Origin of the sequence: Streptomyces sp. NBC_01116 (genome assembly GCF_041435495.1) — a bacterium.
Classification (GTDB): Bacteria; Actinomycetota; Actinomycetes; order Streptomycetales; family Streptomycetaceae; genus Streptomyces.
Window position 1 is genome coordinate 4,302,295 of sequence record NZ_CP108644.1, and the last position, 20,904, is coordinate 4,323,198.

23 protein-coding genes and 1 riboswitch are annotated in these 20,904 nt (G+C 70.0%); of the genes, 11 read left to right on the forward strand and 12 right to left on the reverse strand.

Going from position 1 to position 20,904, the window contains the following annotated elements; translation table 11 throughout:
• Positions 1 to 136 precede the first annotated feature (136 nt).
• Entirely contained in the window at positions 137 to 1,612 is a 1,476-nt protein-coding gene (dnaB, locus tag OG245_RS18725; RefSeq protein ID WP_026290418.1) for a replicative DNA helicase, read from the forward strand.
• Between the two features lie 44 nt (positions 1,613 to 1,656).
• Here the strand turns inward: dnaB and OG245_RS18730 are convergent, their stop codons facing one another.
• A complete protein-coding gene (locus OG245_RS18730; protein WP_371624644.1) occupies positions 1,657 to 2,376 on the reverse strand; it encodes a dienelactone hydrolase family protein in 720 nt (239 codons plus the stop codon).
• Between the two features lie 382 nt (positions 2,377 to 2,758).
• Between OG245_RS18730 and OG245_RS18735 the strand changes: the two genes are divergently transcribed.
• Positions 2,759 to 2,887: a hypothetical protein gene (locus OG245_RS18735; RefSeq protein WP_371624645.1), complete on the forward strand. Its 129-nt coding sequence runs from the start codon at positions 2,759 to 2,761 to the stop codon at positions 2,885 to 2,887.
• A 51-nt stretch (positions 2,888 to 2,938) separates the two neighbouring features.
• Positions 2,939 to 4,315, forward strand: a complete 1,377-nt coding sequence (locus OG245_RS18740) for a serine hydrolase domain-containing protein (RefSeq protein WP_371624646.1) — start codon at positions 2,939 to 2,941, stop codon at positions 4,313 to 4,315.
• Positions 4,316 to 4,371: 56 nt separating this feature from the next.
• Here the strand turns inward: OG245_RS18740 and OG245_RS18745 are convergent, their stop codons facing one another.
• Both OG245_RS18745 and OG245_RS18750 read right to left on the reverse strand, forming a co-directional pair.
• A complete protein-coding gene (locus OG245_RS18745; protein WP_371624647.1) occupies positions 4,372 to 4,824 on the reverse strand; it encodes an N-acetyltransferase family protein in 453 nt (150 codons plus the stop codon).
• Positions 4,825 to 4,875: 51 nt separating this feature from the next.
• Complete coding sequence (locus tag OG245_RS18750) at positions 4,876 to 5,334, reverse strand: MarR family winged helix-turn-helix transcriptional regulator (RefSeq protein WP_371624648.1); 459 nt, start codon at positions 5,332 to 5,334, stop codon at positions 4,876 to 4,878.
• Between the two features lie 138 nt (positions 5,335 to 5,472).
• Here OG245_RS18750 and OG245_RS18755 point away from each other — a divergent pair, with 138 nt between their 5' ends.
• Complete coding sequence (locus OG245_RS18755; RefSeq protein ID WP_371624649.1) at positions 5,473 to 6,684, forward strand: MFS transporter; 1,212 nt, start codon at positions 5,473 to 5,475, stop codon at positions 6,682 to 6,684.
• Between the two features lie 84 nt (positions 6,685 to 6,768).
• On the opposite strand, the gene OG245_RS18760 is transcribed toward OG245_RS18755, so the two are convergent.
• The 5 genes from OG245_RS18760 to OG245_RS18780 all read right to left on the reverse strand — a co-directional run bounded on the left by OG245_RS18760 (position 6,769) and on the right by OG245_RS18780 (position 10,175).
• On the reverse strand, positions 6,769 to 7,683 hold the full coding sequence (locus tag OG245_RS18760; protein WP_371624650.1) for a GNAT family N-acetyltransferase: 915 nt from the start codon (positions 7,681 to 7,683) through the stop codon (positions 6,769 to 6,771).
• Positions 7,684 to 7,687: 4 nt separating this feature from the next.
• Complete coding sequence (locus tag OG245_RS18765; RefSeq protein ID WP_371624651.1) at positions 7,688 to 7,861, reverse strand: hypothetical protein; 174 nt, start codon at positions 7,859 to 7,861, stop codon at positions 7,688 to 7,690.
• 179 nt (positions 7,862 to 8,040) lie between these two features.
• Positions 8,041 to 8,520, reverse strand: a complete 480-nt coding sequence (locus tag OG245_RS18770) for an NUDIX domain-containing protein (protein WP_371624652.1) — start codon at positions 8,518 to 8,520, stop codon at positions 8,041 to 8,043.
• 44 nt (positions 8,521 to 8,564) lie between these two features.
• Positions 8,565 to 9,689, reverse strand: coding sequence for a cystathionine gamma-lyase (locus OG245_RS18775; protein ID WP_371624653.1), 1,125 nt, complete (start codon positions 9,687 to 9,689; stop codon positions 8,565 to 8,567).
• A 108-nt stretch (positions 9,690 to 9,797) separates the two neighbouring features.
• The gene (locus OG245_RS18780) at positions 9,798 to 10,175 is read right to left on the reverse strand and encodes a phage holin family protein (protein ID WP_217221854.1); all 378 of its coding nucleotides are present in this window, start codon (positions 10,173 to 10,175) and stop codon (positions 9,798 to 9,800) included.
• Between the two features lie 87 nt (positions 10,176 to 10,262).
• Here OG245_RS18780 and OG245_RS18785 point away from each other — a divergent pair, with 87 nt between their 5' ends.
• From OG245_RS18785 to OG245_RS18800, 4 genes are all read left to right on the forward strand, one after another.
• A complete protein-coding gene (locus OG245_RS18785) occupies positions 10,263 to 10,580 on the forward strand; it encodes a cupin domain-containing protein (RefSeq protein WP_371624654.1) in 318 nt (105 codons plus the stop codon).
• Between the two features lie 151 nt (positions 10,581 to 10,731).
• The gene (locus OG245_RS18790) at positions 10,732 to 10,941 is read left to right on the forward strand and encodes a DUF5326 family protein (protein ID WP_032783966.1); all 210 of its coding nucleotides are present in this window, start codon (positions 10,732 to 10,734) and stop codon (positions 10,939 to 10,941) included.
• A 372-nt stretch (positions 10,942 to 11,313) separates the two neighbouring features.
• Positions 11,314 to 12,090 (forward strand): IclR family transcriptional regulator, encoded by a 777-nt coding sequence (locus OG245_RS18795; RefSeq protein WP_371624655.1) that lies wholly within the window; start codon positions 11,314 to 11,316, stop codon positions 12,088 to 12,090.
• A 101-nt stretch (positions 12,091 to 12,191) separates the two neighbouring features.
• A complete protein-coding gene (locus tag OG245_RS18800) occupies positions 12,192 to 12,629 on the forward strand; it encodes an SsgA family sporulation/cell division regulator (RefSeq protein WP_024263706.1) in 438 nt (145 codons plus the stop codon).
• Positions 12,630 to 12,653: 24 nt separating this feature from the next.
• Here the strand turns inward: OG245_RS18800 and OG245_RS18805 are convergent, their stop codons facing one another.
• A complete protein-coding gene (locus OG245_RS18805) occupies positions 12,654 to 14,003 on the reverse strand; it encodes a YibE/F family protein (protein WP_371624656.1) in 1,350 nt (449 codons plus the stop codon).
• Between the two features lie 70 nt (positions 14,004 to 14,073).
• A riboswitch (TPP riboswitch) is annotated at positions 14,074 to 14,207 on the forward strand.
• Between OG245_RS18805 and thiC the strand changes: the two genes are divergently transcribed.
• The 3 genes from thiC (at position 14,200) to OG245_RS18820 (ending at position 17,259) form a co-directional block, all read left to right on the forward strand.
• Entirely contained in the window at positions 14,200 to 16,020 is a 1,821-nt protein-coding gene (gene thiC, locus OG245_RS18810) for a phosphomethylpyrimidine synthase ThiC (protein WP_371624657.1), read from the forward strand. Its footprint overlaps the riboswitch before it by 8 nt.
• Before the next feature lie 363 nt (positions 16,021 to 16,383).
• Positions 16,384 to 16,524 carry a winged helix-turn-helix transcriptional regulator gene (locus tag OG245_RS18815; RefSeq protein WP_371624658.1) on the forward strand — a complete coding sequence of 47 codons (141 nt, stop codon included), beginning with the start codon at positions 16,384 to 16,386 and terminating at the stop codon, positions 16,522 to 16,524.
• A gap of 381 nt (positions 16,525 to 16,905) precedes the next feature.
• Positions 16,906 to 17,259, forward strand: a complete 354-nt coding sequence (locus tag OG245_RS18820) for a DUF805 domain-containing protein (protein ID WP_371624659.1) — start codon at positions 16,906 to 16,908, stop codon at positions 17,257 to 17,259.
• A 105-nt stretch (positions 17,260 to 17,364) separates the two neighbouring features.
• On the opposite strand, the gene OG245_RS18825 is transcribed toward OG245_RS18820, so the two are convergent.
• From OG245_RS18825 to OG245_RS18835, 3 genes are all read right to left on the reverse strand, one after another.
• Positions 17,365 to 18,195 (reverse strand): hypothetical protein, encoded by an 831-nt coding sequence (locus OG245_RS18825; RefSeq protein ID WP_371624660.1) that lies wholly within the window; start codon positions 18,193 to 18,195, stop codon positions 17,365 to 17,367.
• A gap of 203 nt (positions 18,196 to 18,398) precedes the next feature.
• Positions 18,399 to 19,598, reverse strand: a complete 1,200-nt coding sequence (locus tag OG245_RS18830) for a metallophosphoesterase (protein ID WP_371627918.1) — start codon at positions 19,596 to 19,598, stop codon at positions 18,399 to 18,401.
• Positions 19,599 to 19,757: 159 nt separating this feature from the next.
• Positions 19,758 to 20,870 carry a LacI family DNA-binding transcriptional regulator gene (locus OG245_RS18835; protein ID WP_371624661.1) on the reverse strand — a complete coding sequence of 371 codons (1,113 nt, stop codon included), beginning with the start codon at positions 20,868 to 20,870 and terminating at the stop codon, positions 19,758 to 19,760.
• Positions 20,871 to 20,904 lie beyond the last annotated feature (34 nt).

Consider the following 20,904-nt stretch of genomic DNA (forward strand, 5'->3'; position numbering starts at 1 on the left):
CGCACTCCGTTCCGGCACCGGAATCCACCGAACCAGATGCGCCGGAAGTGGAGTCGGGCGACCTGTTTGTCGGTGCCGTGCCGTAAGAAAGAGTGGCACGGCTAGGTCCGCGATGCGGACGGGAGGAGGCGGCCCGGTGAGCATTCCCGAGCCTTTGGACGACCCCTGGACCGAGACCGGTCCCGGGGACCGTCTGCCCGTCTCCCGTCAGCGTCGCGGGGACCGCAAGGGGCGTGAGGACCGCCATGACCGCGGCTCGGACGAGGCGTGGGAGGGCGGCTCCCCCGGGTTCGAGCGGGTGCCGCCCCAGGATCTGGACGCCGAGCAGTCGGTCCTCGGCGGCATGCTGCTGTCCAAGGACGCCATCGCGGACGTCGTGGAGATCATCAAGGGGCACGACTTCTACCGTCCCGCCCACGAGACCGTCTACACGGCGATCCTCGACCTTTACGCCAAGGGCGAGCCGGCCGACCCGATCACGGTCGCCGCCGAGCTGGTCAAGCGCGGAGAGATCACCAAGGTCGGCGGAGCACCGTATCTGCACACCCTCGTGCAGTCCGTGCCCACCGCGGCCAACGCCTCGTACTACGCGGAGATCGTCCACGAGCGGGCGGTGCTCCGACGGCTCGTCGAGGCGGGCACGAAGATCACGCAGATGGGATACGCGGCGGACGGGGACGTCGACGAGATCGTCAACTCCGCGCAGGCCGAGATCTACGCGGTCACCGAGCAGCGCACCAGCGAGGACTATCTACCCCTCGGCGACATCATGGAGGGCGCGCTCGACGAGATCGAGGCCATCGGGTCGCGCAGCGGCGAGATGACCGGTGTGCCGACGGGCTTCACGGACCTCGACGCCCTGACGAACGGCATGCACCCCGGCCAGATGATCGTCATCGCGGCCCGCCCCGCCATGGGTAAGTCCACGCTGGCGCTGGACTTCGCGCGCGCCGCGTCGATCAAGAACAACCTGCCCAGCGTCATCTTCTCCCTCGAAATGGGGCGCAACGAGATCGCGATGCGTCTGCTGTCGGCCGAGGCGCGGGTGGCCCTGCACCACATGCGGTCCGGCACCATGACGGACGAGGACTGGACGCGGCTCGCACGCCGGATGCCCGAGGTCTCGGCCGCTCCGCTCTACATCGACGACTCCCCCAACCTGTCGATGATGGAGATCCGCGCGAAGTGCCGACGGCTCAAGCAGCGCAACGACATCAAGCTCGTGATCATCGACTATCTGCAGCTGATGCAGGCCGGTGGATCGAAGCGGTCCGAGAGCCGTCAGCAGGAGGTCTCGGACATGTCGCGAAACCTGAAGCTGCTGGCCAAGGAGCTGGAGGTCCCGGTGATCGCGCTCTCGCAGCTGAACCGTGGTCCCGAGCAGCGTACGGACAAGAAGCCGATGGTGTCCGACCTGCGTGAATCCGGTTCCATCGAGCAGGACGCCGACATGGTCATCCTGCTCCACCGCGAGGACGCGTACGAGAAGGAGTCGCCGCGCGCGGGCGAGGCGGACATCATCGTCGGCAAGCACCGTAACGGTCCGACGGCCACCATCACCGTGGCGTTCCAGGGCCACTACTCCCGCTTCGTGGACATGGCCCAGACCTGACGGATGCCCGGTCACCGGGCATCCGTCGAACGTCTTCCGGATGCTCAGCCCTTCGCCAGGGTGCGGGCGAGGAGGGGGAGCAGGCGGTCCCAGTGGTGCCGCAGCGCGGCCGGGTCGAAGGCGTCGGTGTCGGACATGGTGAAGCCGTGGACCGTGCCGGGGTAGACCTCGGAGGTGTAGTCGACCCCCGCGGCGTCCAGGGACCGGTTGAGCTCGCCGAGTGCCTCGGGGGTGATGTCCGTCGCCGCGTGGCCGAAGTGGATCCCGGCGGTGAGGCGGCGCAGGCTGTCGGGCCCGTCGGCGGCGACGGGGGCGTGGAACGCGGCGAGGGCGGCCACCTGCCCGGGGTGGGCCGCGGCGGTGCGGGTGGCCAGGAGGCCGCCGATGCAGTAGCCGGTCACCGCGACCGGTCCGGCGCTCACCTCGGGCTGGGCCGTGAGGAAGCCGAGGTAGGAGTCGGCGTCCCGCAGGACGTGTTCGGCTGTGTGCGCCTCGATCAAGGGCATCAGCCGGCCGACGAGCGCGGCCCGGTCCTCTTCTCCGATGTGCTCGGGAAGGCCGATGAGCGGGGTCGGCCCGTTCCGGTAGAAGAAGTTGGGGACGAGCACGTAGTACCCGTGTCCGGCCAGTTCGCGGGCCATCTCCCGCAGCACGGGCCGGATGCCGAAGGCGTCCGCGTACATCAGCACCCCTGGATGCCGCTCGCCGTCTTCGGGGAAGGCGGCGAAGGCGTCCGCCGAGCCGTCCGTCGTGGGGATCTGCACGGTCTTGGTGGGAATGGTGGGTCTTCCTTGCTGTGGGAGTTCGCCGCGTTGCTGGGCGAGTTCGCCGAGCCGACGTTGACGGCACCCACGCTTTCAGCGCCGACGGACGCGCGCAAGTGGCCTTTTCCGTAGTGCACTTCGTCGAGCCCGCCTCGCCGGAGAGGTAAGGCCGGGCAGCTACGTCGGTACCTGAACCGGCCTCCTAACCTCGCGCCGTGAGGCGCTCATACTGGCGGAGCCGCGTTCTGCGCGCGGAGCACGCGAGAGCGATGGCGGCACGACGTCCTCGTACCCGGCTCGTCGAGCTTCCGGCGGGGCACACCGTCCACGGGACCGTTCCGGGGGAGTTCGCCGGGGCCGTCAGGGAGTTCCTCCGCTCGTTGTGAACATGCCGGGCGGAGGCGCCCAGGGGGCGGGGACGATCCGGGTGACGACAGCCTCGATCAGCCTTGAGGGAGTACGGACCTTCGAGAACGGCGCGCTGGTGCGGACGTACCGCCGCAAGGGCTGAGTCGCGGAAAAGGGTTCGTCATGCGGTGTCCCGTCGGGTAGGGGTTGGACCATGACTTCTATCGGCGAAGACCTGCTTCCCAGTACCCGACGCGCCCTGTCGCACCGCATCGCCGTCGCGCAGCGGGACGGCCGCGCGCCGTCCCTGGTGGCCGCGGTGCGGCGGCAGGGGCGTACGGCCTGGAGCGGGGCGCGTACGTGCGTCGAGGGGCATGCTCCCGACGCCGATACGCAGTACCGGATCGGGTCGATCACCAAGACGTTCACAGCCGTTCTGGTGCTACGGCTGCGGGACGAGGGGCTGATCGACCTGGACGATCCTCTGGAGAAGCACCTCCCCGGCACCGGGGCGGGCGGGGTGACCGTCTTTCAGTTGCTCGGCCACAGCGCGGGACTGGGCGCCGAAGCCCCCGCGCCCTGGTGGGAGCGGACGCCCGGCACTCTGCGGCCCGAGCTCGCCGACGTGCTGGGCGACCGGCCGCAGAGGCATGCGCCCGGTCGTCGCCATCACTACTCCAACCCCGGTTACACCTTGCTCGGTTCGTTGGTGGAAGCGGTACGGGGTCTCCCCTGGGAGGAGGCGCTGCGGCGCGAGATCCTGGAGCCGCTGGGTATGAGCCGCACGACCAGCGGGCCCGTGGCGCCGCACGCGGGCGGATGGGCCGTCCACCCCTGGGCCGACGTCATGCTGAGTGAGCCCGCCGAGGACCTCGGGATCATGGCGCCCGCCGGTCAGCTCTGGTCGACCGCGGACGACCTGCTGCGCTTCGCCGCCTTCTTGACCGAGGGCGACGAGCGGGTCCTGTCGTCCGCCTCCGTCCGGGAGATGCGGATGCCCGCAGCTCCGGTCGAGACGGGCGGCAGCGGTTACGGTCTCGGGCTCCAGATCGTCGGTGGCGAAGAGCGCGTGCTCTTCGGGCATTCGGGATCGCTTCCCGGGTTCGTCGCCGGCCTCTGGGTCAGCGAGGAGGACGACGTGGCCGCGGTCGTTCTCGCCAATGTCACCTCGGGGCTGCCCGCCGCGATGGTCGCCGCCGAACTCGTAGGCATCGTGGCCGAGGCCGAGCCGCGGATCCCGGAGCCCTGGCGTCCGCTGCCCGAGGTGGACGACGAGCTGCTCGCGCTGACCGGCGTCTGGCACTGGGGCACCCACCCGGTCACGGTGAGGCTGACGGAGGACCGGGGCCTACAGCTCACCCCGCTGGGCGGCAAGGGGCGCGGCGCGGCCTTCACATACCGTCCGGACGGCACCTGGACGGGCCAGAACGACTACTACGCGGGGGAGACGCTGCGCGTCGTACGCAGGGACGACGGCTCGGTGGACCACCTCGACCTCGGTTCGTTCGTCTTCACCCGGGAGCCGTACGAGGCGGGCGCGGCCGTGCCCGGCGGTGTGGACGCGGAGGGCTGGCGCGGGCTCGGCGGCTGAGCGTCGGCCGGTGACGGGTGGGTGTTTCACGTGAAACACCCACCCGTCCGCGCGTCTCAGAGCGCCAGCTTGAAGCCCACATGGCTGGCCGTGAAGCCGAGGCGCTCGTAGAACCGGTGCGCGTCCTCGCGGGTGACATCCGAGGTCAGCTGCACCAACTGGCAGTTCTGGCGGCGGGATTCGTCCACCGCCCACTGGATGAGCCGGGTGCCGAGGCCGCTGCCGCGTTCGTCGCCATGGATGCGGACGCCCTCGATGATCGAGCGGGTCGCACCGCGGCGGGACAGTCCCGGGACGATGGTCAGCTGTAGCGTGCCGACGACCCGGTCCCCGCGCACGGCGACGACCACGTGCTGGTTCGGGTCGTCCGCCAGCCGCTTGAACGCCTCGCGGTAGGGGGTGAGGTCGTCCGGTGACTCGCGCTGTGCACCCAGAGGGTCGTCGGCGAGCATCGCGACCACGGCGGGCAGGTCGTCGGGGACGGCGGATCGTATGGCGAGATCACTCATGATCGGCATCCTAGGTCGGCCCCAGGGGGCATCTCGCCCGATCGGAGTCCGTCAGGCCGGGACCTTCAGCTCTTCGACGGCCCTGACCAGAGGAGCGAGCTCAGGGTTCTCCGCGGCTTCGTCCAGAGCCGCCCGCAGCGCGTTGTCGTTCGTCGGCCGGGCGGCCTCCAGCAGCGTGAGCCCGGCATCGGTGACGTCGGTGTAGATGCCCCGGCGGTCGGTGTCGCACAGGTAGCGGGTCAGCAGCCCGCGGTCCTCAAGTCGGGTGACGAGCCGGGTGGTGGCGCTCTGGCTGAGGACGACGGCGTCGGCGACCTGCTTCATCTGGAGATGTCCGCCGGTGCCGTTGTGCTGCCGGCTCAACACGTCGAGCAGGGAGTACTCGCGCGCGCTGAGCCCGTGGCCGGCCTGGAGTGCCCGTTCGATCCGGGTTTCGATCTTCCCGTGGAGCAGGGAGAGCGAGCACCAGCTCTGGGCGATGGCGGTCAGGGCGGGGTCGGTCGCTGTCATGTCTCTCCTCCGTATGGGAGCCGCGTGACTCCAGGATAGGGGACGTCTGCAATAGCCCGCGCTTGCATTTAGCCCGCGTCTGCAATTAATGTGGACGCTCGTAAGGCGCAGACGCAATCTTCAGGGAAGGTGAAACCCATGCCGCTCGCGCTCCTCGCGCTCGCCATCGGGGCATTCGGGATCGGAACGACAGAGTTCGTGATCATGGGGTTGCTCCCCGAGGTCGCCGGCGACTTCCAGGTCTCGATCCCGACCGCCGGGTTCCTGGTGACCGGCTACGCGCTCGGTGTGGTCCTCGGCGCCCCGCTGATGACGCTGCTCGGCACCCGCGTCACGCGCAAGCGCATGCTGATGCTCCTCATGGGGCTGTTCATCGTGGGCAACGTGGTGTCCGCGCTCGCCCCCGTCTTCGGCGTCATGCTCGCCGGACGGGTGATCGCCTCCCTCGCGCACGGCGCCTTCTTCGGTATCGGCTCGGTGGTCGCTGCCGATCTCGTCGCCCCGCAGAAGAAGGCCGGAGCCATCGCCATGATGTTCACCGGGCTCACCGTCGCCAACGTCGTCGGTGTTCCGCTCGGCACGTTCATCGGACAGACCGCTGGCTGGCGGACCACGTTCCTTCTCGTCGCCGTTCTGGGCGTCGTGGGACTGCTCGGCGTCGCGAAGCTCGTACCGGACCGGCCCCGGCCGGAAGACGTGCGCATCCGCCACGAACTGGCCGCGTTCCGCAACGTCCAGGTCCTGCTGGCGATGGCCATGACCGTCCTGGGCTTCGGCGGAGTCTTCGCCGCGATCACCTACATCACCCCGATGATGACCGGGACAGCCGGCTACTCGGCCTCGTCCGTCACCTGGCTGCTCGTCCTCTTCGGCCTCGGCATGGTGGGGGGCAACCTGATCGGCGGCAAGTTCGCCGACCGCCACCTGATGCCCATGCTGTACGTCTCGCTCGGCGCGCTCGCCGTCGTTCTCGGCCTGTTCACCGTGACCGCCCACAACAAGGTCGCCGCGGCCGTCACCATCGTCCTGATCGGCGCCCTGGGCTTCGCTACCGTGCCTCCGCTGCAGAAGCGGGTCCTCGACCAGGCGGCGGGCGCGCCGACGCTGGCCTCCGCGGTCAACATCGGGGCCTTCAACCTCGGCAACGCCCTCGCCGCCTGGCTCGGCGGTCTCGTGATCGCGGCGGGCCTCGGCTACACCGCCCCCAACTGGGTCGGAGCCGCACTCGCCGCGTCGGCCCTGGTCCTGGCGGTGCTCTCCAGCCTGCTGGAGCGCCGGGAGACCGGCAGGGGCCGGATCGTCGCCGGGAGCAGCCCCGAGACGGCCGCCCTGGCGGCGGGCCGGCGCTGAACGTCCGCTGCGCAGGGCTACGCACCGCGAACTACGCACCGCGAAGCAGCCGCACCGCCGTCGTGGCGGTGCGGCTGCTTCGCGTCAGCCCGTCGCGAGGGTGAGCGGGGCGAACCTGCGGGCGGCGTCGCCGGGCAGGTCCGGGATGCCGTACGTCATCACGGTGGTGCGGGAGAGGGGCTCCAGCCCGCTCTCCGCCAGCCAGCCGAGCAGTTCCTTGTGCCGGTCCTCGACATCGACCCGCAGGGGCCGGTCCGTCGTGGCGCCCAGGGCCGCGATCAGGGCCTGGGCGACGGCGGTGTCCCGGGCGATCAGCGGCCCGACCACCCCGGTCGGCCCGCTCGGCCAGAGCGCCGCGTAGCCCACCAGCTCGCCGTGCTCCTCGGCGACCTGGAGCCGGTCGGAGAACGCGGGCAGCCGCGCGAGGATATGCGTGCGGTCGGCGCCGAACACGGGGAGGTCGAGCCTGACCAACGCCTGTAGGTCGTCCGCCGCGGCCGGGCGTGTGGTCACGGACGAGCGAGCGGCCACGAGCGCAGGAGAGGGAGAGGGGAAGCCGCCGGAGCCGTCGGGTCCGCCCGCTCCGAAACGACCGCCGACGCGTTCGGCCCGGCCCACGGGGGAGAAGCCGAGGTCCTCGTAGAGCGGCTGTCCCTGCTCGGTGGCGTACAGGGCGAGCGGGGTGTCCCCCACCGTCTCCATGACGTGCCGCATGAGCCGACGGGCGAGCCCCCGACGTGCGTAGCGTTCGGCGACGAGCAGCATGCCGACCGCGGTGAGGTCGGATCCGTACGGCATGGTCAGGCAGGTCGCCGCCAGGCCCTTGCCGTCCGGGGCGTCGATCCCGTACCCGGTGCCGGCCGAGAGGAGCAGCCCCCATCGGTGTTCGTCGCGCGGCCAGCCGCGGTCCTCGCAGAGGTCGGCACAGGGGACCAGGTCTCCCCGGTTCAGGTGCCGGATCGGCAGCTCGACGAGGGAGTGGGGTGATGGGCTGTGCATGGGGTCAGGCTGTCTGACGCGGTGATCGCGCGTCCACCGATTTCGCGGAACTGGCCGAGATCCGCAGCCGCCTGCCGCGCCGGGTGAGCCCCCAGGGCTTGAGCAGCGAGGTCGCGGTGATGAAGAGACAGGTGGCGGCCGTGGCCACCGACGGCGCGATCACGAGGTCGATGTCCACCGCTCCTTCGGCGGTCGCAGCGTTGATGCCGTGGGGGCAGGGAGAAGGAGGATTCCCCGGCGTACGGGACGCTTGAGTGGTTTCACGTGAAACACGATGCCGAGAGGCACTCCACGGGGCGTCCGGCAGCGGGAGTGTTCACGGGTTACCGGTGGAGCGCTCATCCGCCGCGGGGAATGTCAGCCCAGGTCGGGGGCGTGCATCGCCCGTACGCCTTCGATGTTGCCGTCGAGGTAGTGCCGCAGGGACAGCGGAACGAGATGTACGGCCGCGATCCCGACGCGGCTGAACGGCACCCGGACGATCTCGTACTCCCCGGTGGGCTGGTCGATCTCCGGGCCGTGCCGCCGGGAGACGTCCATCGACACCAGTCGGCAGACGAAGAAGTGCTGGACCTTCACTCCCGTCACGCCGCCGTCCGCGATGTGCTCCACGGTGTCGACGAAGCACGGGACCACATCGACGACCTTGGCGCCCAGCTCCTCGTCGACCTCACGGTGCAGCGCTTCGACGACGGTGGCGTCCTCCGGCTCGACCCCGCCGCCGGGCGTGAGCCAGTACGGATCGACTCCCGGCTTCGTGCGCTTGATCAGGATGAGATCGTCGCCGTCGAGCAGGACGGCGCGTGCGGTGCGCTTGACCACAGGACGTTCGGTCATGGCAAGAGAGTGGCCCGTGGAGGACCGTCTGAAACTCCCCCGGCCTACCGGACCGCCGTGTCCAGCGCCTGTTCGACGTCGGCGAGCAGGTCATCGGGGTCCTCCGCGCCGACCGAGAAGCGGATGAAGCCCTCCGCCACGGCGTCGCCGCCCCAGCGTCCCCGGCGCTCCGCGGTGGACCGGACGCCGCCGAAGCTCGTCGCGTCGTCGACCAGGCGCAGTGCGGACAGGAAGCGCTCCGCGGTCTCCCGGTCGGCCAGCTCGAAGGACACCACGGAGCCGAAGCGCCGCATCTGGCGTCCCGCGACGACGTGGGACGGGTCGGTGGGCAGCCCCGGGTACCGCAGCCCGGTGACCTCCGCGCGCTTCGTCAGCGCCTCGGCTAGAGCGAGGGCGGTGGCGCACTGCCGGTCGATGCGCAGGTGGAGGGTGGCCAGCGAACGGTGCGCGAGCCAGGCCTCCATGGGCCCCGAAATCGCCCCGACGACCTTGCGCCAGCGCCGTACGTCCGCCGTCAGCCGGGGATCGCGGCAGGTCACATGGCCGAGCAGGATGTCGCCGTGCCCGGTCATGCCCTTGGTGTCGCTGGCGACCGAGAAATCGGCGCCCAGCTCCAGCGGGCGCTGGCCGATCGGGGTGGCCAGGGTGTTGTCGACGGCGACCAGCGCGCCCGCCGTGTGCGCGGCCTCGGCCAGCCGCCGGATGTCGCAGACGTCCAGCCCCGGGTTGGACGGGCTCTCGATCCAGAGCAGCTTCGCCCCGGTCAGCAGGGCCAGCTGGGCGTCGCCACCGGTCGGCGCGGTCCGGACCTCGACCCCGTACGCCTCCAGTTGCTCCCGTACGAGCGGCAGGGCCTGGTAGCCGTCGTCGGGGAGGACCACGGCGTCGCCCGAGCGGACCTGGGAGAGCAGCACCGCCGTGATCGCCGCCATGCCCGAGGCGAACACGGTCGTGCCCACCTCCTCACCGGGAGCCTCCAGCTCGCCGATGGCCCGCTCCAGGTGGGTCCAGGTGGGGTTGGTCTCCCGGCCGTAGGTGTAGGGACCCACCGGTTCGCCGGAGAGGTGGTAGTGCGCGGCGAAGACCGGGCCGGGCAGGGTGGGGCCGAACTGCTCCGGTTCGGGGAGCCCGGCGCGTACCGCGCGCGTTCCGTCGCCCATGGTGCTCATGCCAGCTCCTTCGCTGCTCTCCCCGGTGGTGGACCGGGTGTCCCCTGCACTCTTCCAGAGGACCTTGGAGCAGCCTTCCCGGGAGGTCCGGAATCCCGAATACCGGAATCAGTCCTCGTCGGGCAGGACGACATTGAGCGCCCAGGACACGACCGAGATGATCAGTCCGCCGAGCACCGCCGTCCAGAACCCCTCGACGTGGAAGCTGAGATCGAACACGCCGGCCAGCCAGGAGGTCAGCATCAGCATCAGGGCGTTGACCACCAGGGTGATCAGCCCCAGCGTCAGGATGAACAAGGGGAACGTCAGCAGCTGGACCACCGGCTTCACCAGGAAGTTCACCAGGCCGAAGATCAGCGCGACCAGGATCAGGGTGAGGGCCTTGCGGCCGGTGCTGCCGCCCTCCAGCGTGATGTTGCCGATGAGCCAGATGGCAACGGCCAGTGCACCAGCGTTGGCGATCGTCTTGACTACGAAATTCTTCATGTGTCTGATCGTGGCAGACATGATCGGTGGCAGACACCGGCAGCGCGGGCACAGCCGACAGCGTGGGTACAAGGGGCGGGACGGGCCATGAAGGCATTCAGACTGGACGAGCTGGAGGCGGAGCGGGCCGCCAACGACGGTGCCTACCTGCAGTTCGTGCGGGAACGCAATATGTCGGTCGGCCTGTACGCCCTGGACGCGGGAGAGCTCGATCCGCAGCAGCCGCACCGGCAGGACGAGGTCTACTTCGTCGTCAGCGGGCGTGCGTCGATCACGGTGGGGATGGAGACGACGCAGGTCGGCAGGGGGAGCGTCGTCTACGTGCCCGCCGGCGTGGACCACAAGTTCCACCACATCACCGAGGACCTGAGGGTGATGGTCGTCTTCTCGCCGCCCGAGGGCTGAGCCTTCGTCCCGGGTGATGCGGGTGCGGCCGTCCCGGGGATCCCTAGGGGCTCGATCAGGGGTCTTCAAGGGCTGCCCGGCCCCCGCGGGGGGCCTTCGCGCCTTTAGCATCGAGGCAAGGACCCAGAGAGACGAGGTAGAGGCGATGGCCGTGCGGGAGATATTCGCGGGAATGCCCTGGTGGGTGAAGTGGATCGCGGTGCCCGTCATTGCGATCTTCGTGTTCGGCGGGCTGATCGCCAGCGTCGTCGGCTTCGTGATCGGCCTGCTCTTCAAGGTGCTGGTCTTCGTCGTCGTGGTCGGCGGGCTGATCTTCGTCGTCCGCAAGTTCATGTCGTCGTCCTCGCGTGGTGACTGGTAGGACGCGGAACGCGGGTCGGCGCGGGCCGGCCCGTTCGGTCCGGCCCGGGGCCGCGCGACGAGCCGCGGTCGGCTCGGACGGGGAAGGATTAGCCCAGCAGAGCTAAGTCCCGGAGGAAACCACCCGTCTGCCGTAGGCGGCCGATACAGTGACAAACCACTGCCGCCATCCGGAATGTGACCTTCCGTCACCATATCGATCGCCTGATCGATCCTGGGTACGACAGTCCGGTTGTTGGCCTTCGATCGTCGGCGCCCGGACCGGTCCTCGCCGGTCACGGGCCGGATCTCCGGCCCTCGGGATCGCGGCAGGCCCGTGGGGGCGGCCCCCACGGGAGGGCCGACGGCCCGTCACCATGCCTGGGGGTGGCCCTTGACCACGGCATCTAGCAGCGCTGTGCCGACGTTGATCGGTTCGGTTCAGCGGGCGTTGAGGCTGCTGGAGGCTGTGGGCACCCATCGGGACGGGGCGCCCGCCAAGCAGTTGGCACGTGAGGCGGGGCTTCCGCTCCCGACCGCGTACCACTTGCTGCGCACCCTCACCCATGAGGGCTATCTCCGCCGTGAGAACGGTGTCTTCCTCTTCGGCGCGGCCGCCGAGAACCTGACCGCCGCCCCCGGGGTCAGAAGCCGCCCGCGCCCCACGTCCGTCGCCGACTCCCTCGGTCACTGGCGGGACGTCATCGGAGCCCCGGTCTACTGCGCCGTCTACTGCGACGGCGAGATCGATCTCATCGCGGTCGCGGACGCTCCCGACACCCCGGCGGTGGAGGAGTGGGCCTCGTTCCGGGAGACCGCCCACGCGCACGCCATCGGCCAGTGTCTGCTGGCCCAACTCGACGAGAGAGCCCGCGAGGACCACCTCGACCGGCACCCCGTGCGCCCCCTCACCCGTTACTCAGTGCGAGATCGCGCCACTCTTCTGGAACGGCTGCGCACCCTCCGACGAGGTGAACCGGTCATCGAACGCCAGGAGTACGCACTGGGGACCGTGTGCGCCGCGATTCCCGTCACAGCCGGTGCCACCATTGCGGCGATGGCCATTTCCGTACCCCTGGACCGGGAAGATCGGTTGCTGCCCGCAGTCGAACAGCTACGTGGCGAAGTCGCCAGCCTCTTGCGTTCGTTCGTGTTCTCTATCAGTATCTGAAAAATCACTCCTTGTGATCTGCTATCGCGTGCACCACGATGGCGTCAATAGGGCCATGGGGGATCATTCCTGGCCAGATTCATCTACTGCGGGGTTGAACGATGCGCGAGTCGGTTCAAGCAGAGGTCATGATGAGCTTCCTCGTCTCCGAGGAGCTCTCGTTCCGTATTCCGGTGGAGCTCCGGTACGAGGTCGGCGATCCGTATGCCATCCGGATGACGTTCCACCTTCCTGGCGATGCCCCTGTGACCTGGGCGTTCGGCCGTGAACTGCTGCTGGACGGGCTCAACAGCCCGAGCGGCGACGGAGATGTGCACATCGGCCCGACCGAGCCCGAGGGCCTCGGCGATGTGCACATCCGGCTCCAGGTCGGCGCGGACCGTGCGCTGTTCCGGGCGGGGACGGCGCCGCTGGTGGCGTTTCTCGACCGGACGGACAAGCTCGTGCCGCTCGGCCAGGAGCACACGCTGGGTGACTTCGACGGGAACCTGGAGGATGCGCTCGGCCGCATCCTCGCCGAGGAGCAGAACGCGGGCTGACCGCGCGTGCCCCCCGATGCCCCGTCACCCCGTCTTACGACGACGGCCCCGACCCGTCCGCGCGGGTGCGGCCGTAGCCGTCTGTGCGCCGCCGGACCCCGGACGGTCCGCGGAGACGACCAGTGCCGCGAGCACCGTGGTCACCGGCACCGAGGCGACCAGGCCGATCGATCCGACCAGCGTGCGGACGATCTCCTCGGCGACCAGCTCGCTGTTGGCCACCGTCCCCACACTGCTCTGGGCGATGGAGAAGAGCAGCAGCAGCGGCAGCGCCGCGCCCGCGTACGCCAGCACCAGGGTGTTGACCACCGAGGCGATGTGGTCCCTTCCGATCCGGATACCTGCCCGGTACAGCCCCTTCCAACCCATCTCCGGGTCCGCCTGGTGCAGTTCCCAGACTGCGGAGGTCTGGGTGACCGTCACATCGTCGAGCACCCCGAGCGAACCGATGATGATGCCGGCGAGCAGCAGACCGCTCATATCGATGTCCGGGTAGAGGCCGTGGATGAGTCCGGTGTTGTCGTCGGTGTTGCCGCTGAGGTTCGCCCAGCCGATGAACAGGGAGCCCAGCAGCCCGATCAGCAGCAGTGAGATCAGCGTGCCGACGACCGCGACCGATGTACGTGCCGTCACCCCGTGGCAGAGATAGAGGGCCGCCAGCATGATCGCGCTGGCTCCGATCACCGCCACGACCAGCGGGTTCGAGCCCTGCAGGATCGCCGGCAGGATGAACAGGGTCAGCACGGCGAACGACACGACCAGCGCCACCAGCGCCATCACCCCGCGCAACCGGCCCACCAGGACCACCGCCAGCGCGAAGATCCCGGCCAGCAGCGCCATCGGGATCTTCCGGTTCACGTCGGTCACGGAGTACTGGAGGTCGCGCGGCGCGTCGGGGGCGTACGCCACGACGACGCCCTGACCCTCCTTCAGCTGCCGGGGCGCGTCCGGCTGGACCACCTCGACGAACTTTCGGCCCTTGTCGTCGCCGCTGGTCACCTCGATGGTGGCCTTCGCGCACTCCCCCTCCTGCTCGTTGACGGCCTCCCGGCCCGAGGGGGTGGAGGTGTCGCCGGTCGGGGGCACCTGCGCGGCGTTGACGTCGGCGCAGTCGACCTGGACGACCTGGACGACCTTGCCGTCCTGGGTCTGCCGGTCGAATCCGACGCCGGTGCGCTCGTGGTCGGGGACGCCGCCGGGCCAGAACGCGATCAGGCCGACGACGACCGCCGTGGCGAACGGGATCACCACGGCGGCGATGACCTTGCGCAGGTGCTTGGAGACCGGGGCGGCGGGCCCGTGGCTGTGCGTATGGCCGTGGCTGTGGCCCTGGGGCGGCGGCTGGGGTGCGGGGTCGCTTTGGGGGGAGGTCACGGGGCGATCATCGCAAGAACAGGAGGGCCCTCTGGTCAGCTCGCCGGAAAGGACGCTAGCGTGGAGGCACCTTTGCACACGCGGGAGCTCGGAGCACCGGGCTGAGAGGGCGCTGATCGCCGTACGTCCGTACGGGAAACGCTGCGCCGACCGCCGAACCTGTTACCGGGTAATGCCGGCGTAGGGAGTAGGTCTCATGACCACAGCGGACGCACGCACGCCTGCCTCGAAACAGAACGACGGAACGCCGAACGGCACGACGCCGGGCGCCGGGACGCCGAACGACGAGGCCGGGAAGTCCATCGGCTGGCACAAGGGGTACGTCCAGGGCTCGCGCCCGGACCTCCGGGTGCCGGTTCGACAGGTGCACCTCACCAACGGCAAGGACGTGACGCTGTACGACACGTCGGGTCCGTACACCGATCCCTCCATCGACACCGATGTCCGCAGGGGCCTCGCGCCCCTGCGGGAGAACTGGATCATCGCCCGCGGCGACACCGAGGAGTACGCGGGCCGGCCGGCCCGCCCCGAGGACGACGGGCTCAAGCACACCTCGCCGCGCGGCGGGCTGCGCAACCTCGACGCCGTCTTCCCCGGCCGCCCGCGCCAGCCGCGCCGCAGCCGCGACGGACGTCCCGTCACCCAGCTCGCGTACGCCCGACGGGGCGAGATCACCCCGGAGATGGAGTACGTGGCGATCCGGGAGAACGTGGAGGCAGAGGTCGTCCGCGAGGAGATCGCGCAGGGCCGGGCGGTGCTGCCGGCCAACGTCAACCACCCCGAGATCGAGCCGATGATCATCGGCAAGCGGTTCCTGGTGAAGGTCAACGCCAACATCGGCAACTCGGCCGTCACCTCCTCGATCGAGGAGGAGGTGGACAAGATGACCTGGGCGACGAAGTGGGGCGCCGACACGGTCATGGACCTGTCCACCGGCCGCAACATCCACACCACCCGTGAATGGGTGCTGCGCAACTCCCCCGTGCCGATCGGCACCGTGCCGCTCTACCAGGCCCTGGAGAAGGTCGACGGCCGGGCCGAGGAGCTGACCTGGGAGATCTACAAGGACACCGTCATCGAACAGGCCGAGCAGGGCGTGGACTACATGACGGTGCACGCCGGTGTGCGCCTGCCGTACGTCCCGCTGACGGCCCGTCGTAAGACCGGCATCGTCTCGCGCGGCGGCTCGATCATGGCGGCCTGGTGTCTCGCCCACCACAAGGAGTCGTTCCTCTACGAGCGCTTCGAGGAGCTCTGCGAGATCCTCGCGACGTACGACGTCACCTACTCCCTGGGTGACGGACTGCGTCCCGGTTCGATCGCGGACGCCAACGACGAGGCGCAGTTCGCCGAGCTGCGCACGCTGGGCGAGCTGAACACGATCGCCAAGCGGTTCGGCGTCCAGACGATGATCGAGGGCCCCGGGCACGTCCCGATGCACAAGATCAAGGAGAACATCGACCTCCAGCAGGAGATCTGCGAGGAGGCGCCGTTCTACACGCTCGGCCCGCTGACCACGGACGTCGCGCCCGCCTACGACCACATCACCTCGGGCATCGGCGCCGCGATGATCGCCTGGTGGGGCACGGCGATGCTCTGCTACGTCACGCCCAAGGAGCACCTGGGGCTGCCTAACCGGGACGATGTGAAGACGGGTGTCATCACCTACAAGATCGCCGCCCACGCGGCCGACCTGGCCAAGGGGCACCCGGGTGCGCAGGAGTGGGACGACGCCCTCTCCGACGCGCGGTTCGAGTTCCGCTGGGAGGACCAGTTCAATCTGGCCCTCGACCCGGACACGGCGCGGGAGTTCCATGACGAGACGCTGCCCGCCGAGCCGGCGAAGACGGCGCACTTCTGCTCGATGTGCGGGCCGAAGTTCTGCTCGATGAAGATCTCCCAGGACATCAGGCGTCAGCACGGTGGTTCGCAGGAGGAGATCGAGGAGGGCATGGCCGAGAAGTCGAAGGAGTTCGCGGCCGCGGGCAACCGGGTCTACCTGCCCATCGCCGACTGACCATCGGAGGATGAGGTCGGCCGGCGCCCACGAGGCGCCGACCGGCCGACCCGGCCGCCTCCGCGGAGGGGGTCCGTCAGGTCTCCGGTCCTGGCCGGCCCGCCGCCGCGGAGCCCGCCGCGAACGGCTTGTCGCCGTCGTCCGTCACCCTGTGGATGCTCCACTCCGTCATGCTCTCGCCCGGCGGGATCATCCGGGCGACCCAGTCGGACGGAGAGCCGGGGATCGTCGTGTCGACGCCGAAGGGGGCCTTCCCCTCGATCTGCCGACCGCCCTCGGTGAACAGGCTGACGCTGTCGACCTGTCGGTGCGGTGGTCCTCCGGGCCTGGAGAGCCGGTCGACGCAATCGGGGTCGAAGGTGCGTGCCGCGCGAACTGATGGGCGGACCGCTAGGCTTCTCCGAGCTGAGGGAACGGCTGCCGGAACTGTCGGCGAAGGTTCTCAGCCAGCGGCTCCGGGAACTGCGCGCGCGTGGACTGCTGTCGGTGGAGTGCCTGCGCTGATTCCCGGTGCGTACCCGCTACACCCTGACCGGGCGCGGCCGGGCACTCCGGCCTCTGCTGATCGAGGTCTACGCGACGGGCGAGGCTCTCCTGGCCACGGGACCGGCCGCAGGCGCGAACCTGCGGGACCGAGGTCCGATCCGGCCAGAAGCCTGTGGGCGTTCTATGGCTTACGGGGCAACTACAGCCGTTTCACACGGGTTTGACATGGTTGGCTGCCTTGTTAAGCGACAGTATGGACACAGTCGTGCGGCAGCTGTATGTACGTTTGGCCCGCGGCTCATCTGCGCTTGACCCGCTCCTTATCTGTGGCTTACTTTCCGGCTTGCTTGGCTTGAAATTGGCGCCCCCTCGGAACAGGGGGCCGGGGAGGGAATCACCATGGACTGGTACCTGGCAGTACTCAAGAACTACGCAGGCTTCAGCGGACGCGCGCGCCGCAAGGAGTACTGGATGTTCGCGCTCATCAGCTTCGTCATCAGCCTGGTGCTCACGATCATCGGCAGCCTGATCGGCGTGGACTTCCTGTCCTACATCTACGCCGTCGCGATCCTCGTCCCGAGCCTCGCGGTCGCCGTGCGCCGCCTGCACGACACCGGCCGCTCGGGCTGGTGGCTGCTGATCGGCATCGTGCCGCTGGTCGGCTTCATCGTCCTGATCGTCTTCCTCGCCTCCGAGGGCAAGCACGAGGCGAACCAGCACGGCCCCAACCCGAAGCTGGCTCCGGCAGTCTGACCGAAAAGCTCCGACGCCGGTCGGAGCAGCCTGAGGCCGGGCGCGGCACACAGCCGCCCCGGCCTTCGCCGTACCCGGGCCTCGGTCCGGACCTCGGCCCGGCCGTCAGTCCGGCCGGTGCTCCGGCCCGCCGAAGTCCGGGCCCGTGAAGTCGGGGCTGGTGAAGGTCGGCCGGGGGCCGGCCGCCGGGCCGTCGTCCGGGCCGGAGAAGTCCGGCCTGCTGTACCCGACCTTCGGGATGCGGTTGGGCGAACGGTGCGGGGTCCGCGCGGCGGGCCCCGCGGTGGGGTCGGCCAGGGCGTCCCGGAGGAACGGGAGGATGCCGCGCTCCAGCAGGGCGTGGCGCCACGCTTCCCTGGCCCGTGCGACGTCCTCGGGAAGCTCCTGCTCCTCGTCCTCGGCGGCGAGGGACGTCGCGCCGTTGCGGAGCGCGGTCACCAGCAGCCCGATCGCCGCCACCAGGATCGCCGCGGCGGCGACCGCGGCGAAGAACCACCCGGCCGCGACCATCGAGCCGCCGAAGGCCACCGACGGGCCGACCGCCTTCACCAGGTAGCCGACGAGCAGGAAGATGACGGCCGCGGAGCCGGCCAGCAGCGGGGTCAGGACCGTGATGACCGCGCCGATGCCGGCGCCCGATCCGGCCGAGGTGCTCCGGGCCCCGTCCGCGGCCGGGTCGCCGTCGATCCCTTCCGCGGTCGCCGCGCGGCGCAGCTCGCCGCGGGCCTTCACGTAGTGCTCGTACTCGGTGGCCGCGGCGGCGGTGATCAGCGCCGTGGCGCTGAGCGCCATGGTGCGCAGCTGTTCGGTGTTGAGCCGGTCCCCGACGCCCTCCAGGTCCGGGCGTTCATGAGCGTGGCGCAGTGCGTCGCCCAGGATCCGCTCGTACTCGGGTCCGTCCTCGGCCAGCAGGTGCGGAGCGCTTGTCATCTGCATCCCCCGATGCTCCGTCGGTGCCCGGTTGCCCGCGTGGACCGGGCGATCGGGCGGAAACGGAGGAGAGCCTGCCACTGATACGCCGATGGTAGAGCGCTCACGGCACGGGGTGACAGGGTGTTTCCAGAATTGGGCCCGGTGACGGGCCCGCTGATCGGCGGGGTCGGCGCAGGCGGAACCTGAAGCGTCTTCCCCGTCGACGGTCAGTCATGCAGCGGGAGTTGAACCACCAACAGCTTTCCGGCCATGGTCACTCCGCCGTCCATGGCGATGGCGAGGTCGTCCGCGTACACGTGCGGACCGTTGATCACCGGCCCCGAGCTGTCCTCGCCCTCCTCCGTGCCGACCTCGCCCAGGAGGTACGGAATGGGGCTGTGACCATGGACGACGCGCTGTCCGCCGTACGTCGTCAGCAGCTCGCGCACCGCTTGGGCGCCGCCCTCGTCCCGGAACGCGAACCGCTTGGTGAGCTTGCGGAAGAGGTCCCAGCACTCGTCGGCGTCATTGCGCGTGAGAATGGCCGTGATCGTGTCATTGACGTCCTCGATGGTGGACCCGTAGTCGAGGTAGGCCGTCGTGTCGGAGTGCATCAGCAGATGCCCGTCCTCCTCGACGACCGCGTCGAGCCGGGACATCCACTGGAGATGGACGTCCTGGAGGCGCTCCATGTCGGTCTTCTGTCCGCCGTTGAGCAGCCAGGCGGCCTGGAAGGTGGCGGTGCCCGCCCCGGAGTTGACGGGGGTGTCGGCGAACCGCTTGGCGCCGATCAGCAGCAGCTCGTGGTTGCCCATCAGGGCCTTGCAGTAGCCGCCGGCCGCCGCCGCCTCGGCGGAGAGCCGCATGACGAGGTCGATGACCCCGATGCCGTCCGGCCCGCGGTCGGTGAAGTCGCCGAGGAACCACAGCCGGGCGTTGCCCGCGGCCCAGTTCCCGTCGGCGTCGATGAGGCCCTGAGCGCCGAGGGCGGCGATCAGCTCGTCCAGGTAGCCGTGGACATCGCCGACGACGAAGAGCGGGCCGCGGCTGTCCTCGGCCACGGGGCGCGGCTCCGGAACGGTCTGCACCCGCACCGTGTCGCCGCGGCGGATGACCGGGAGGTCCCGCTCGGTCGGGGTGTAGCCGTCCGGCTGCTCGTCGCCCACGACGGCGTTGCCGGGGTGCGGCGGCCGGGGTGGCGCGGGAGCGCGCGGCGGCACGGAGGCGCCGGGGGCCGGGGGCGGGGAAGCGCCCGGCACCGGAGGGTTCGGTTCCGGCGCGCGTGGCGGCACCGGGGAAGGAGGTGCCGCCTGCGCTTGCGGTGGCACGGGTGTCTGCGCGTACGGCGGAACCCGGAAGTCACGCAACGTCGCCGTCCGCACCACGGGTTCCTGACCGGCCCCCTGAGTCATCGACCCCTCCACCACCGTCGCGCCGCCGTACACCTGACGGTCCCTGCCTGGTAGAGGTGGTCCGCGGTGTCGTGCGCCCATCATAGGAATGCGGATCGATCTGTGTGACGCACCAGGGGTGGTGAATCCGGGCGCACGCACGGTTCATCGGTCGATTGGTCCGAAAAGAGATGATCAATCCCCGCTGGGGGAGCGCGGCGCGCTGACCGTGGTGCGGGGTGGGCGTCGTTGCGAGGAGGTCCGCACGATGAGTTCCGTGGGTATGACCTGCTCCACCGGCCCGTCGTGCCCGATCCCTTCGATGGCGTCGATGAGGAGTTGGACGACGGCCGTGCCGATGCGGCGGGGCTTCAACGAGAGCGTCGTGATGGGCGGCTCGGTGGCCGCGTACACGGTGGACTCGCTGCAGCAGACCAGCAGCAGGTCCTCGGGGACCCGCAGCCCGTACCGGCGTGCCGCCGCGAGGAGATCGGTCCCATTGGGGTCGAAGAGACCGTAGACCGCGTCGGGGCGGTCCGGGCGGGCGAGCAGCCGGTCGGCGGCGACCGCACCCGCGCACGGGTCGTGGGCCGGGTAGGACTCGTAGACGGGATCCTGGCCGACCCGCTCGCACCAGTGGAGGTAGGCGGTGGTGGACAGCCGGGTGTAGGTGTCGGTGGTGTTGCCGGTCAGCAGGCCGATTCGGCGGGCCCCGGCGGCGGCGAGATGGTCGAGGAGGTCGAGCACGGCGGCCCGGTGGTCGTTGTCGACCCAGGCGGTGACGGGGAGCGTTCCGGCAGGGCGGCCGTCCGAGACGACGGGGAGCCCCTGGCGGACGAGTTCGGTGACGACCGGGTCCTGGTCGGAGGGGTCGATGACGACGGTCCCGTCGAGCGCGACGTTCGACCAGACGTCGTGCCGCGAGGTGGCGGGAAGGATGACGAGGGCGTAGCCGCGGGCGAGCGCCGCGGAGGTCGCGGCTCTCGCCATCTCCGCGAAGTACGCGAATTCGGTGAAGGTGAAAGGTTCATTCCCGTACGTGGTCACGGTCAGGCCGATCAGGCCGGACTTGCCCGTACGGAGGGTTCGGGCCGCGGCGGAAGGGCGGTAGCCCAGGCGCTCGGCGACCTCGCGGACATGGCGACGGGTGGCGTCCGGGAGCCTGCCCTTGCCGTTGAGCGCGTCGGAGACGGTCGTGATCGAGACTCCGGCCGCGGCGGCCACATCACGGATCCCCGCCCGTCCTGGCCGGCCGCTGCGCCGGGGGGTCTCCGTCCGGCTCACCTGGTGCTTCCCTGCTGCTGTCATGGCGAGCCGATAGTAGGGCTCCGAGGGGTGGTCG

What these genes read in the sequence shown, in the direction of transcription:
- OG245_RS18820 (WP_371624659.1), top strand. Translation starts at nt 16,906, where the DNA reads ATGGACTGGTACCTGGCAGTACTCAAGAACTACGCAGGCTTCAGCGGA.
- OG245_RS18835 (WP_371624661.1), bottom strand. Translation starts at nt 20,870, where the DNA reads ATGACAGCAGCAGGGAAGCACCAGGTGAGCCGGACGGAGACCCCCCGG.
- OG245_RS18760 (WP_371624650.1), bottom strand. Translation starts at nt 7,683, where the DNA reads ATGCACAGCCCATCACCCCACTCCCTCGTCGAGCTGCCGATCCGGCAC.
- OG245_RS18750 (WP_371624648.1), bottom strand. Translation starts at nt 5,334, where the DNA reads ATGACAGCGACCGACCCCGCCCTGACCGCCATCGCCCAGAGCTGGTGC.
- thiC (WP_371624657.1), top strand. Translation starts at nt 14,200, where the DNA reads ATGACCACAGCGGACGCACGCACGCCTGCCTCGAAACAGAACGACGGA.
- OG245_RS18745 (WP_371624647.1), bottom strand. Translation starts at nt 4,824, where the DNA reads ATGAGTGATCTCGCCATACGATCCGCCGTCCCCGACGACCTGCCCGCC.
- OG245_RS18785 (WP_371624654.1), top strand. Translation starts at nt 10,263, where the DNA reads ATGAAGGCATTCAGACTGGACGAGCTGGAGGCGGAGCGGGCCGCCAAC.
- OG245_RS18780 (WP_217221854.1), bottom strand. Translation starts at nt 10,175, where the DNA reads ATGAAGAATTTCGTAGTCAAGACGATCGCCAACGCTGGTGCACTGGCC.
- OG245_RS18800 (WP_024263706.1), top strand. Translation starts at nt 12,192, where the DNA reads ATGCGCGAGTCGGTTCAAGCAGAGGTCATGATGAGCTTCCTCGTCTCC.
- OG245_RS18825 (WP_371624660.1), bottom strand. Translation starts at nt 18,195, where the DNA reads ATGCAGATGACAAGCGCTCCGCACCTGCTGGCCGAGGACGGACCCGAG.
- OG245_RS18770 (WP_371624652.1), bottom strand. Translation starts at nt 8,520, where the DNA reads ATGACCGAACGTCCTGTGGTCAAGCGCACCGCACGCGCCGTCCTGCTC.
- OG245_RS18740 (WP_371624646.1), top strand. Translation starts at nt 2,939, where the DNA reads ATGACTTCTATCGGCGAAGACCTGCTTCCCAGTACCCGACGCGCCCTG.
- OG245_RS18775 (WP_371624653.1), bottom strand. Translation starts at nt 9,689, where the DNA reads ATGAGCACCATGGGCGACGGAACGCGCGCGGTACGCGCCGGGCTCCCC.
- OG245_RS18755 (WP_371624649.1), top strand. Translation starts at nt 5,473, where the DNA reads ATGCCGCTCGCGCTCCTCGCGCTCGCCATCGGGGCATTCGGGATCGGA.